The organism is Luedemannella helvata (assembly GCF_039528415.1).
Taxonomy (GTDB): Bacteria; Actinomycetota; Actinomycetes; order Mycobacteriales; family Micromonosporaceae; genus Luedemannella; species Luedemannella helvata.
The window spans coordinates 93294-105412 of the sequence record NZ_BAAALS010000009.1 but is presented as its reverse complement, the minus strand read 5'-3'; the positions used below and the strand labels follow the sequence as shown (position 1 = coordinate 105412).

The window sequence follows — 12119 nt, the reverse complement described above, 5'->3', positions numbered from 1 at the left end:
GGAAGGGACGGTCCGCAATGGACTGCACCGGGGCCGGCACGACGGACCTCGGAGCGGATTGGCGGCTGGTCGACGGGGTCGCGACGGCATGGTTCGACGCGCCTTCGCTGATCGAGGGGGCCGCGCTGGCCGGGCGCATCGCGAAATTGCCGACCGAGACGGTGATCGACGTACGCGCGACAGGCGCGCGGGTGCGCCTGGACTCCGCCGAGCACGCCGAGGCGGTGTCGACGGCCGCGCGGGATCTCGGGCTGGCCGCGAACCCTGCCGTGTTGCAGCAGCTGAGCGTCGTCTTCGAATCCGCGGATCCGCCCGCGGTGGGGCGGTTCTGGCAGCGGGTGCTCGACTACGCGCCCGGACAGGACGGCGGTCTGGTGGACCCGCTGCGGCGCGACCCCACGGCCGCTGCCCGCGACCTCGGGGCCATCCCGGATCCGGGGCTGCCACGCTTCGCCCAGCTCCTCCTCGACGCCGTGGACGTCGGCGCGGTCCGCGCGTTCTGGAGCGCCGCGCTCGGCCACACCCACGACCGGCGGGCCGGGGTCACCGACATCCACGATCCGCGCCGGCTGAACCCGGTACTGGTGTTCCAACAGCTCGACGCTTCGGAGACGCAGCGGCGCCGACAGCGCAACCGTATCCACGTCGAGCTTGCGGTGCCTTCGGACATCGCGCGGGAACGCCTCGCCACGGCGGTCGCAGCCGGCGGCCGGCTCCTCGACGAGTCGGCGGATCGCTGGCGGATCGCCGACCCCGAAGGCAACGAAATTGTGATCGCGTTCGGCTGAGGTCGTGTCCGTTCTCTCCGGTGGCCGGGTCAGGAACCGTCGCGGAGTTCGGCCAGGCGGTCCGGGACGAACCGGATGTCGGTGAAGGTGACCGTGCAGCCGTCGCCCGTCGGCGACTGGGCCTCGAAACCGATGCGGTGCTCGCTCACCTGGTCGCCCAGCGTGAATACGCGGATCAACTGCCAGGTCGTACCGTCGGTTGAGGCGTGGTACGCGTAGACCCGGTCGATGCGGGAGACCCGCAGCCAGATGGACCGGTCGGCGACGGTGAAAGCGTTGGCGTCGTCGGACACCCCGCGGGTGACGACCGAGACCACCATCGGCTCCCCGGCGGGCGAGAACTCGAAGCAGAACTTGCCCCAGGTCCGCTCGTCGAACCACACCATGAGTACCCCGGCGTCGTACTGGGACCGGAAGTCCACCGTGATCCGGGCGCTGAACTGGAAGTCGCCCGCCGGCGGCAGGCCCAGCAACGTCGGCGCGTTGACTACGGTCTCGGCGTCGGCCGAGTCCGCGCCGGCCGGATTCACGTAGAAGTCCGTGTGGCCGGGAGCTGTGGCGGTCACGAGCCCGGCCTGGTCGTCGTGTCGAAAGACGTCGGCGTGTGAAGCGCTCAGCGGAAACGGCAACCCGCGAAGTTCAACCGTGTCGGCCATCAGGCGTCGTCCTTTCGACATTGCCGGATCCGTACCCTACGCCAGTTCCCCGCGGGAACGCGTCCGCTCCGTCCGGACCTTGAGAACAGCCGCCCCATGTAGGGTCGGGGTCATGGCCAATGCCGCTGACCACGTGATCGCCGCCCTGAGGTCCGGTCACGACGACCTGTCCGCCTACGTGCTCAAGCTCGACGAGCGGGACCTGACCGGCCCGTCCGGCGCCAGCGAGTGGACGGTCGCGCAGGTGCTCAGCCACCTGGGCAGCGGTGCGGAGATCGCCCTGGCGACGCTTGAGCGGGCCCTGGCCGGCGGTGCACCGGCGCCTGACGGGTTCAACGAGAGCGTGTGGGACCGGTGGAACGCGATGACCCCGGTGGCGCACCGCGACGGTTTCGTCGAGGCCAACGAGCGGCTGGTTGAGCGTTACGAGTCGCTGGACGCCCGCACGCGCGAGGAGCTGCGCATCGACCTGGGCTTCCTGCCGGCACCGGTGAGCGTCGCGGATGCGGGCAGGATGCGGCTGATGGAGTTCACACTGCACACCTGGGATGTGAAGGTGGGCGCCGACCCGACCGTGACCCTGGCCCCGGCCGCCGTGCCACTGCTGCTCGGCAGTTTCGGCCCGCTTCTCGCCTGGATCGCGAAGCCGGCCACACTCGGCGGGCGCACGGCCGCCCTCGCGGTGGACCTCACCGATCCCGAGCGCTCCTACGGCCTTCAGCTGGGCGATCCGGTCGCCATCGGCGAGCGCCCCGACCAACCGGACGGGGTGCTGCGCGCCCCGGCCGAGGCCTGGTTGCGGTTGCTGGCCGGCCGGCTGGCGCCGGCCCGTACGCCCGCGGCGGTCGAGGTCCGCGGGCCACTCACCCTGGATGACCTCCGTCAGGTCTTCCCCGGGTACTGACGACCGCCGGTCGTTTCGTTTCACCCGGCACGGCCGGTCACCCGACGTCGCAACTTCCCGTCCGTGACAGGGAAGCGATGATCGCAAAATTCCCCTGTCCTGATGTTGGCGTGCGGCGGGCTGCGTTGTGTCGCCTGGCAAACCCTGCGTCCGTGTAGCGGAACAGGTGCGCGTCACCGGTACCCCATGAACGATTCGCGAAAGAGCGCGAAATGTTTCGATGGATGGGTTGATTTTCTGCAAGATCGAAATTGACGCTAGAGCGAGCCGACATCAGCAATCATCGATTGCTGATGTCGCGTCCACCCACAGTTGGAAGGAGCCCTTGTGATCATTAGCTCGGGCCGCTCTAGGATCCGCTCGACGGTCGTAGCGCTGACGGTCTCGGCGCTCACGCTCGTTGGAGCGGTGACCGTTCTCAACGTCAGCACGCCAGCCGAGGCGGCCTCGGCCGGCTCGGAGAACGAAGGCGCCGACTGCGCCGTAACCGTGCCCAGCTCCACCACCAGCAACTCCCGGCTGCCCGACCCGTTCCGCAGGATCGACGGCACCCGCATCTCCACCAGGTCGGACTGGCGCTGCCGGCGCGAGGAGATCAAGCGGATGGCGGAGCGGTTCGTGTACGGCACGAAGCCCGCCAAGCCGGCCACCGTCACGGGTACGGTCTCCAGCAGCAGCATCACGGTGAGCGTGTCCGACCAGGGCCGCAGCGCGAGCTTCTCGGCGAGCGTCTCGCTGCCCAGCGGCACCGGACCGTTCCCGGCCGTCATCGTCGTGGGCGGCTTCGGCGCCGACACGGCCACCATCCGCGGCGCCGGCGTCGCCGTCATCAGCTACGACCCGCTCGCCGTCGGCCGCGAAGGCACCCCGCGCACCAACAAGCAGGGCGCGTTCTACAGCATCTACGGCAACACCAGCAGTACCGGCCTGCTGGCCGCCTGGTCGTGGGGCGCGAGCCGGATCATCGACGTGATCGAGCAGTCGGGCGGCACCATCCTCAAGGGCGACGCGATCGGCGTCACCGGCTGCTCCCGGTACGGCAAGGGCGCGTTCGCCATCGGCGCGTTCGACCAGCGCATCCAGCTCACCATGCCGATCGAGTCCGGCAGCGCCGGCGTCCCGATCATGCGGGGCATCGCGGCGGAGAGCGGTGCCCAGCCGCTCAGCAGCGCGTACTCGGAGCAGCCGTGGCTCGGCGACGCCTTCAGCTCGTTCACGGGCAACCCGAACGCGCTGCCGATCGACCAGCACGAGGTCGTCGGCATGATCGCCCCGCGCGGCCTGTTCATCATGGAGAACCCCACGATCGCCTGGCTGGCCACCCGGCCCGGCAGCGTGTCGGCGCTGGCTGGCGCGGAGATCTACAAGGCCCTCGGCGCGGGCGACGCCATCTCGTACTGGTCGGCCGTCTCCGACGGCACCCACTGCGCGGTCCGCAGCGAGTGGCGCGACCCGATGCAGAAGTTCCTGCGCCGGTTCCTGCTGAAGACGGGCAGCGACGCGGGCGTGTTCCGCATCGCCAGCAACGCCCAGGGCAACCTGTCGCAGTGGGTGGACTGGACGACACCGACGCTGACCGGCACGACGTCGGGACCGGTGACGTCGAACCCGCCGACGAGCGCGGTGGTGACAAGTACCCCGCCGACCAGCGCCGTAGTGACCAGCGCCCCGCCGACGAGCGCGACCGTGACGACGAGTGGTCCGCCGACCAGCGCCCCGCCCACCTCGTCCGGGCCGACCGGCTCGACGGACGCCTGCACGGCCACGTACCGCACGGTCAACGCGTGGCAGGGCGGCTTCCAGGGCGAGGTCACCGTCCGGGCGGGTGCCGCGTCCATCAACGGCTGGACGGTGCGCTGGACGCTGGCCAGCGGGCAGACCATCGCCCAACTGTGGAGCGGCACGCTCACCACGAGCGGCTCGTCGGTGACCGTGCGGAACGTGGCGTGGAACGGGTCGCTCGGCGCCAGCGGATCCACCGCGTTCGGCTTCATCGGCAACGGCAGCGCGTCCACGCCGACGCTCATCTGCGCCAGCCCGTAACAACGAACGCTCATCGCGGGCGGTGAACCGGGTACCCCAGGTGCCCGGTTCACCGCCCGCGCACCGCGGCGCAGGTAATTCGATCGTCATGCGGATTGACGGGGGCCATACTCGGCCGGTGACGTTCGAGGACCTGGTGGCCGAAGGCGCCGCCGTGCCGGTCGAGGGTTGGGACTTCTCCTGGTTCGCGGGCCGGGCGACCGAGGAACGCCCGTCGTGGGGGTACGCGAAGCTGATGGGCGAACGGATGGCCCATGCCCGGCGGGCGCTGGACCTGCAGACCGGCGGCGGCGAGGTGCTCGCCGGCATCCCGAAGCCGCCGCCCGTGCTCGCGGCCACGGAGGGCTGGCCGCCCAACGCCGCCCTGGCCCGCCGCCGGTTGGCGCCGTTCGGCGCGACCGTGGCCGAGGTCGGCGAGAACGATCCCCTGCCGTTCGCGGACGGGTCGTTCGACCTGGTGGTGAGCCGGCACCCGGTCACCGTGCCGTGGCAGGAGATCGCCCGTGTGTTGGCGCCCGGGGGCACCTACCTGTCACAGCAGATCGGCTCCGGCTCGGTGCGCGAATTGGCGGCTGCGATGATGGGATCCCAGCCGGTCACCGAGGCGCAGCGACCGGAACGCATCCGGGCCGACGCCACTGCCGCCGGGCTCATGGTCGTGGACCTGCGGGCCGAGGCGCTGCGCATGGAGTTCTTCGACATCGCCGCCGTGATCGTCTTCCTGCGGAAGGTTATCTGGACCGTGCCCGGGTTCACGGTGGACGCCTACCGCGACCAGTTGCGGGCGCTGCACGAGCGCATCGAGCGGAACGGCCCGTTCATCGCCCACTCCCAACGCGTCCTCATCGAGGCGGTACGGCCCGCCGGGTGACCTGTGTTCGGCCACACGTGTTGCAGCTACAGTGCAGCACCGGTTCCACACAGGTTCCACAAAAGTCCGATCCGACCCGAGCGAGGCCGTGAACGAGCTGGACGAGATCGCCCGCAAAACCGGGATGAGCAGTCGTGGTGGCCTGTGGCACGCTGCTGGGATGTCCGCTCCCCTGCCGTACAGCGTCGACGAGCTGCGTGATCTGGTCGCGGCCGGCGCGAACCTGTCCTACCTGCACTTCTGGGGTCACCGGCCGCAGGCCGACGGGCGGCCCGGGAAGGGCTGCCTGAGTCAGTGGTGGGAGTCGGCGCCGTTCGAGGTCGACGGGGTGCGGTACGCGACGGCGGAGCACTTCATGATGGCCGGGAAGGCGCGCCTGTTCGACGACAAGGAGACCGCGGCGCGGATCGTGGCGGCCGCGTCGCCCGGCGCGGCCAAGGCGCTCGGCCGGCAGGTCGCCCGCTTCGACGACGAGACGTGGCGCGCGCACCGGTTCGACATTGTCGTGGCCGGCAACCGGGCCAAGTTCGGCCAGCACCCCGACCTGCTGGCGTATCTCGTCGGCACCCGCGACCGCGTGCTCGTGGAGGCCAGCCCACAGGACCGGATCTGGGGCATCGGGCTGGCCGCCAACGACGGGCGCGCCTTCGACCCGGCCGCATGGCAGGGGCTCAACCTGCTCGGGTTCGCCCTCATGAGGGTACGCGCGGAGTTCGCCGGCGCATGACGCGCGACGAGCTGCTCACCCGGCTCGTCGCGCTGATCGCGGGACGCCGGCCCGACCGGGTCCTACGCGTCGCGATCGACGGGCCGGACGCCGCCGGCAAGACGACCCTGGCCGGCGAGCTGGCACGGGCCTTGGCCGGGGTGCGCGAGCCCGTCCAGGTCAGCATCGACGGCTTCCACCGGCCCCGGCACCTGCGCCAGCGGTACTACGAGGACTCCTTCGACTACGAGCGCGTACGCGATGAGGTCCTGACGCCGTTGGGCGCGGACGGCGACCGGTGGTACCGGCCGGCGGTGTTCGACCACCGCCGCGACGCCCCCGTCGACGAGGCGCCGCGGCGGGCACCGCGGGACGGCGTGCTGCTGTTCGAGGGCGTGTTCCTGCTGCGGCCGCAGCTGCGCGACCACTGGGACCTGACGGTGTACCTGCACATCACGCCCGAGGAGTCGCTGCGCCGGGCGTTCGTGCGCGACGCCGCAATGTTCGGCGGCGCCGAGGCCACCAGGGAGCGCTACCTGGCCCGCTACCTTCCGGGACAGCAGCTGTACCGGGAACTGGCCGACCCGCTGGGGCGCGCCGACGTCGTCATCGACAACAACGATCCGGCGCGACCGTACGTGCGTCGGTGGCCGGGCTCAGCTGTCATCGAGCACGGCGCGTAGCACCGCGTCGGTGTCCAGGAGCGAGGCGAGCACGATGTCGGCGCCCGCGGCCTTGAGGTCACCGGACGTGGCACGGCCCGTGGCCACGCCGACCGCCCGTACCCCGTTGGCGTGGGCGCCGACGATGTCGTGCTCCGTGTCACCGACGACGACCACCCGCCCGCCGGCGTACGCACACCCGTACGCCCGCGACGCCCGCTCGATGGCCAGCCGCACAAGTGTGGCGCGCACGCCGTCGTCGCAGCCGTAGCCACCGACGGTGAAGTCGATCCGGTCAGCCAACCCGAACAGAGACAACTTCTCGTACGCGGTCTCGCGGATGTTGCCGGTCACCACGGACTGCACCACGCCCGGCACGCTCGCGAAGGCGTCCAGCGCGGCGCCCGCGCCCGGCAGCGCGCATCCCCTCGCGACGATGTCATGGCGGCGCTCACGAAGCCGCGCGGCGAACACGTCGAAGAACCGCCGGATCAGCGCGTCGGAGACCGCGATGCCCTGCGCGGAGAGCGCCCCTGTGAACATGTCGTGGTCGGTGCGGCCGCCGAAGTCGGGCAGGTGCCCCGCATCCTGGCCGGTGACCTCCCGGAACGCAGCCCGGAATACCTCAGAGGTCACCCCGCCCGCCTTGAGGAGCGTGCGGTCGATGTCCCACAGCACCAGGCGGCCAACCATGTGGGCAGCGTACCGCCAGCGTCACAGCCCGGTGGCAGACTGGCCGGCATGGATCAACGGGTGCACTTCATCACCATCGCCACGGCCGACCTCGACGCGGTGCGCCGCTTCTACGTCGACGGGCTCGGCTGGTCACCCACCCTGGAGGTGGCCGGCGAGGTCCTCTTCGTCCAGGCGGGACCGGGGTTGATGCTGAGCTTCTTCGCCGCGCCGGCGTTCGTGCGCGACATCGGTACCGGCGCGGACGTGGCCGGGGCGCCGGCCGGGATCACGCTGGCGCACAACGTGGGCAGCCCGGCCGAGGTCGACCGCGTCGTGAGCGACGCGGTCGCGGCGGGCGCGGTGCTGCTCAAGAAGCCGCAGTACGCCGAATGGGGCGGCTACCACGGGCACCTCGCCGACCCCAACGGGCTGATCTGGGAGATCGCCCACAACCCGGGCTGGCGCGTCGAGCCCGACGGCACGGTCGTCATGGGCCCGGCCTGAGGCGGGCGAAGCGGTCGGTGGCCGCCACGAGCGCTGTCGTCACGTCCGGGTGCCCGGCGCCGTGGCCGGCGTCGTCGATGAGCACCAGCTCGGCGTCCGGCCAGGCCTGGGCGAGCCGCCAGGGTGCGTCGGCGGGCGAACTGATGTCGCGCCGGCCGTGCACGAGCACCCCGGGGATGCCGGCCAGCCGTCCTGCGGCGGCCGGCATGAGCCCGTCCATCCAGCACCCGTGCCGCCAGTAGTGGGTGACCAGGCGGGCGAACGCCATCCGGAACACGGGGTCGTCATAGCGCGGGTCGTGCTTGCGCGGTCCGGCCGTGGCGACGTGCGTGTCCTCCCACGCGCACCAGTCGATCGCGGCCTTCTCGCGTACCGCCGGGTCGGGGTGGGCCAGCAGCCGGGCGTACGCGTCGGCGATGTCGCCGTCCCGGTCGGCTTCGGGGACCGCGTCGCGGAAGCGGGCCCACTCCTCGGGGAAGACCCGGCCCATGTCCCGCGTGATCCACGCGACCTCGCGGCGGCTGCCCTCGACGACGCTGAACAGCACCAGCTCGCTGACCCGCTCCGGGTGGGTGACGGCGTACGCCTGGCCGAGCGCGGAGCCCCACGAGCCGCCGAACACCAGCCACCGGTCGACGCCGAGGTGGGCGCGCAGCCGCTCGATGTCGGCGATCAGGTGCGCGGTGGTGTTCACGCTCAGGTCGGTGGTCGGGTCGCTGGCGTGCGGGGTGCTGCGCCCGCACCCGCGCTGGTCGAACAGCACCACCTGGTACGCGGCCGGGTCGAAGAAGCGCCCCCACCACGGCGAGCAGCCCGAGCCGGGCCCGCCGTGCAGGACGACGGCCGGCTTGCCGTCCGGGTTGCCGACGGTCTCCCAGTAGATCTGGTTGCCGTCCCCGACGTCGAGCATTCCCTGGGCGTACGGGTCGGGGCGCGGGTACAGGGCGGTCATTGCGGGTCCACCTCGGTGAGTTCGCGGTCGAGGCGCAGCCACCGGGTGATTCCGGCAGTGCGCAGGAACGGCAGGTCGTGGCTGGACACGATCAGCGCGCCACGGTAGGCGGCCAGGGCCTGCGCGAGCTGGTCGACGCTGGCCAGGTCGAGGTTGTTGGTCGGCTCGTCGAGCAGGAGCAGCTGCGGCGCCGGCTGGGCGAGCAGCAGCGCCGCCAGCGTCGCCCGGAAGCGTTCGCCGCCGGACAGGGTGCCTACGGCCTGGTCGGCCCGCGACCCGCGGAACAGGAACCGGGCCAGCGAGGCGTGGATCTCATTGGTGGTCGCGGCGGGCGCGAGGCGCTTGGCGTTCGCGGCGATCGACGCGGCAGGGTCGAGCACGTCGAGGCGCTGGGGCAGGTAGCGCAGTGGCACGGCCGGGGCGATCGTTCCCGACGCGACGGTGAACGTGCCGACGATCGTCTCCAGCAGGGTGGTCTTGCCGGCGCCGTTCGGGCCGAGCAGCGCGATGCGCTCCGGCCCGCGTACGTCCAGGTCGACGCGCGCGCCGTTGCGCAGCACGACATCGCGCGCCGTGAGCACGACCCGGCCGGCCGGCACGGCCGTGTGCGGCAGGTCGACGCGGATGGTGTCGTCGTCGCGTACCGCCTCCTCGGCCTCGACCAAGCGCGAGCGGGCCTCGTCGAGCTTCTCGCCGTGCAGGATGCGCTGGCGGCCGGCGGTCTGCTGGGCCTGCCGCTTCAGCCCACCCGCGACGATCTTCGGGATGCCGCCGGCGAGCTGCTGGCGGCGGCCCTGGGCGGCGCGCCGGTCGGCCCTGATGCGGGCCTCGATGAGGTCGCGCTGCTGGCGGCGCATGTCGCCCTCGGCGGCGCGGACCAGCCGCAGGGCGGTCTCCTGCTCGGCGGCCACGGCCGCCTCGTAGTCGCTGAACGTCCCGCCGTACCAGCGCAGCCCGCCGTCGCGCAGCTCGGCGATCTGGTCGACCCGCTCCAGCAGCTCGCGGTCGTGGCTGACCACCACGAGGACGCCCGGCCAGGTGGCCACGACGTCGTAGAGGCGGGTGCGCGCGTCCAGGTCGAGATTGTTGGTCGGCTCGTCGAGCAGCAGGACCGTGGGTGGGTTCAGCACGTACGCGGTGAGGCCGAGCAGCATCGCCTCGCCCCCGGAGACCTCGCCGACGCGCCGGTCGAGTCCGATGTGGGCGAGGCCGAGCCGGTCGAGCGCCGCGCGGGCCCGCTCATTGACGTCCCAGTCGTCGCCGACGGCCGCGAAGTCGGCGTCCGTACCGACGCCCGCCTCGATGGCGCGCAGCGCCCGGCGCGCGGCGGCGATGCCGAGCACCTCGTCGACGGGCAGGTCGGGGTCGAGGGTGAGGTCCTGGCGCAGGTAACCGAGGGTGCCGGCGACGTGCACGCTGCCGTGCGCGGGGCGCAGTGCCCCGGCGATGATGCGCAGCAGGGTGGACTTGCCGGAGCCGTTCGTGCCGACGAGGCCCGTGCGGCCGGCACCGACCGTGAAGGTCAGCTCGTCGAACAGAGTTTGCCCGTCTGGCCAGGTAAAACGAAGGTCGTTGACGACGATGGCGTGCTGCATGGCGGCCTCGCAAAAGGGGGGTGCGGATCGGACGGCGGCACGCGCGACCGGTCGGGGTCGGCGCGGTGTGTGCGGCCTCAGATCAGCAACGGCCCGCTCCCCTCAACGACAACAAGGCCCTGGCGATGTTAGCGGGCGTCCCGCGGGCGGCCCAGCGATTTAGTCCACGTGCCGGGTGAGTATCACGTGCGGCCCGATGCCCGGGATGTCGAAGACGTCGCCACGTTCGGTGAAGCCGTGCCGTCGGTAGAAGTCGAGGGCGCTCACGCGGGCGTTGCACCAGACGAGTCCACCGCCGCGGGCCGCGACGGTCACCAGGCCGGCCTTGAGCACCTGGCTGCCGAGGCCTTCGCCGCGGCGCGCCTCGTCGGTGGCCATCCCCCGGAACCGCCAGGCGGGCATGCCGTCGAGGTCCTCGGGGACGAACGTGACGCAGGACACGACCCCGCCGGCGTCGTCGCGGTAGGCGAGGTGGAAGGAACCCGGGCGGCGGTCCTCGACGAACCTCGCCGAGTCGCGGGGCAGGCCGGGTCGCAGCACACGGCATCGAAGATCGATGATGTCGTCCAGGGGTACCTCTTCGATCACACGGAAAGTGTGCCACTGTCTCAGATCCGACGCGCAGCGATGATCACGTAAACGGGACGAACCGGGCCACCCGCACGAATCTTGAGGTGGGTGATCACCCGGTTGCCGGATACGCTCGATGGGTACGTTGGAATTCTGATGTTCGCTCGTCCGGGAATCGTCGGACCTGCAGCGTCGTTGGATCCAACGGATGCCGTTGGAGCATTCCGAGTCCGGAGGGAACGAACCGATCATGGGCGAGCGCATGCTGCGCGGGAGCCGTCTCGGCGCCGTCAGCTACGAATCCGACCGAAACACGGAACTGGCGCCGCGCCAGACCCGTGAGTTCCTGTGTGCCCGCGGCCACCAGTTCGAGGTACCCTTCGCGGTCGACGCCGAGGTGCCGACCACCTGGGAGTGCAAGTTCGACGGCACGGTCGCGCGCCTCGTCGACGGCACCGAGCCGGAGGCGAAGAAGGCCAAGCCGCCGCGCACCCACTGGGACATGCTGCTCGAGCGGCGCAGCATGTCGGAGCTCGAGGACATCCTCAACGAGCGCCTCGAAGAGGTCCGCGTCCGGCGCGGCCGCACGGCGTAACAGCGCTCACATCCACCACGAACCGTGGCGGCCCCGACCGTGGGTGCCGCCACGTTTTCGTGTCCGGGCCTACGGCGGGTCGACGATCTCGCCCTCGATCGCCGGGGGCGGCGACGACGGCGGAGGTGGCGTTGACGACGGCGGGGGCGGTGGCTCGTTGCGCTGTGCCGGCCCGTAGCGCACCCGCACCTTGCGCGGGCCGAACAGGTTGGCCCGGGCGCGCGAGGACATCCGCCGATCCACCAGGCGCAGCACCAGCGACCGGCCCACCCCACGGGTCGGCGGCAGCACCATCAGCAGCCCGATCGCATCCGTGATGAAGCCGGGCAGCACCATGAGCAACCCGCCCACGAGCACGAGCAGTCCGTCCGTCGCCGCGTTGCCGGGCGGGCGGCCCGCCGCCAGGTCGTCGCGGAACGACCGCCACGCCCGGGTGCCCTCGCGGCGCAGCAGCCAGGTGCCCACCAGGGTGGTGACCAGAAGCAGCAGGAACGTCGCCGGCACGCCGATCGCGCGGCCGACCAGGATGATCACGCCGATCTCGGCGACCGGCAGGACCACCAGGAACAGGATCAGTAGCGCGCGGCGCACGGCGGCT

14 protein-coding genes are annotated in these 12119 nt (G+C 71.6%); 8 read left to right on the top strand and 6 right to left on the bottom strand.

Features of this window, described 5'->3' with window-relative positions:
• Positions 1–17 precede the first annotated feature (17 nt).
• Positions 18–788 (top strand): VOC family protein, encoded by a 771-nt coding sequence (locus tag ABD191_RS11450; protein ID WP_344079901.1) that lies wholly within the window; start codon positions 18–20, stop codon positions 786–788.
• A gap of 29 nt (positions 789–817) precedes the next feature.
• Here ABD191_RS11450 and ABD191_RS11445 read toward each other — a convergent pair whose 3' ends face one another.
• On the bottom strand, positions 818–1444 hold the full coding sequence (locus ABD191_RS11445; RefSeq protein ID WP_344079898.1) for a DUF1349 domain-containing protein: 627 nt from the start codon (positions 1442–1444) through the stop codon (positions 818–820).
• A 112-nt stretch (positions 1445–1556) separates the two neighbouring features.
• On the opposite strand from ABD191_RS11445, the gene ABD191_RS11440 reads away from it, so the two are divergent.
• The 5 genes from ABD191_RS11440 to ABD191_RS11420 all read left to right on the top strand — a co-directional run bounded on the left by ABD191_RS11440 (position 1557) and on the right by ABD191_RS11420 (position 6651).
• A complete protein-coding gene (locus ABD191_RS11440) occupies positions 1557–2348 on the top strand; it encodes a maleylpyruvate isomerase family mycothiol-dependent enzyme (RefSeq protein ID WP_344079895.1) in 792 nt (263 codons plus the stop codon).
• Positions 2349–2756: 408 nt separating this feature from the next.
• On the top strand, positions 2757–4391 hold the full coding sequence (locus ABD191_RS11435; protein ID WP_344079893.1) for a glucuronyl esterase domain-containing protein: 1635 nt from the start codon (positions 2757–2759) through the stop codon (positions 4389–4391).
• A gap of 118 nt (positions 4392–4509) precedes the next feature.
• Positions 4510–5262, top strand: coding sequence for a class I SAM-dependent methyltransferase (locus ABD191_RS11430; protein ID WP_344079890.1), 753 nt, complete (start codon positions 4510–4512; stop codon positions 5260–5262).
• Positions 5263–5422: 160 nt separating this feature from the next.
• Positions 5423–5989: a riboflavin biosynthesis intermediates N-glycosidase gene (ybiA, locus tag ABD191_RS11425; protein ID WP_344079887.1), complete on the top strand. Its 567-nt coding sequence runs from the start codon at positions 5423–5425 to the stop codon at positions 5987–5989.
• Positions 5986–6651 (top strand): nucleoside/nucleotide kinase family protein, encoded by a 666-nt coding sequence (locus ABD191_RS11420; RefSeq protein ID WP_344079884.1) that lies wholly within the window; start codon positions 5986–5988, stop codon positions 6649–6651. The genes ybiA and ABD191_RS11420 overlap by 4 nt, the downstream gene beginning before the upstream one ends.
• On the opposite strand, the gene ABD191_RS11415 is transcribed toward ABD191_RS11420, so the two are convergent.
• Complete coding sequence (locus ABD191_RS11415) at positions 6625–7323, bottom strand: HAD family hydrolase (RefSeq protein WP_344079881.1); 699 nt, start codon at positions 7321–7323, stop codon at positions 6625–6627. The two genes, ABD191_RS11420 and ABD191_RS11415, sit on opposite strands and share 27 nt — an antisense overlap.
• A gap of 48 nt (positions 7324–7371) precedes the next feature.
• Here ABD191_RS11415 and ABD191_RS11410 point away from each other — a divergent pair, with 48 nt between their 5' ends.
• The gene (locus ABD191_RS11410; RefSeq protein ID WP_344079878.1) at positions 7372–7809 is read left to right on the top strand and encodes a VOC family protein; all 438 of its coding nucleotides are present in this window, start codon (positions 7372–7374) and stop codon (positions 7807–7809) included.
• On the opposite strand, the gene pip is transcribed toward ABD191_RS11410, so the two are convergent.
• The 3 genes from pip to ABD191_RS11395 all read right to left on the bottom strand — a co-directional run bounded on the left by pip (position 7793) and on the right by ABD191_RS11395 (position 10944).
• Positions 7793–8761 (bottom strand): prolyl aminopeptidase, encoded by a 969-nt coding sequence (gene pip / locus ABD191_RS11405; protein WP_344079875.1) that lies wholly within the window; start codon positions 8759–8761, stop codon positions 7793–7795. The genes ABD191_RS11410 and pip overlap by 17 nt on opposite strands.
• Complete coding sequence (locus tag ABD191_RS11400; protein ID WP_344079872.1) at positions 8758–10356, bottom strand: ABC-F family ATP-binding cassette domain-containing protein; 1599 nt, start codon at positions 10354–10356, stop codon at positions 8758–8760. The genes pip and ABD191_RS11400 overlap by 4 nt, the downstream gene beginning before the upstream one ends.
• Positions 10357–10515: 159 nt before the next feature.
• On the bottom strand, positions 10516–10944 hold the full coding sequence (locus ABD191_RS11395) for a GNAT family N-acetyltransferase (RefSeq protein ID WP_344079869.1): 429 nt from the start codon (positions 10942–10944) through the stop codon (positions 10516–10518).
• Positions 10945–11176: 232 nt separating this feature from the next.
• On the opposite strand from ABD191_RS11395, the gene ABD191_RS11390 reads away from it, so the two are divergent.
• Positions 11177–11521: an RNA polymerase-binding protein RbpA gene (locus ABD191_RS11390; RefSeq protein WP_344079866.1), complete on the top strand. Its 345-nt coding sequence runs from the start codon at positions 11177–11179 to the stop codon at positions 11519–11521.
• 69 nt (positions 11522–11590) lie between these two features.
• Here the strand turns inward: ABD191_RS11390 and ABD191_RS11385 are convergent, their stop codons facing one another.
• Entirely contained in the window at positions 11591–12112 is a 522-nt protein-coding gene (locus ABD191_RS11385) for an FxsA family protein (RefSeq protein WP_344079863.1), read from the bottom strand.
• Positions 12113–12119 lie beyond the last annotated feature (7 nt).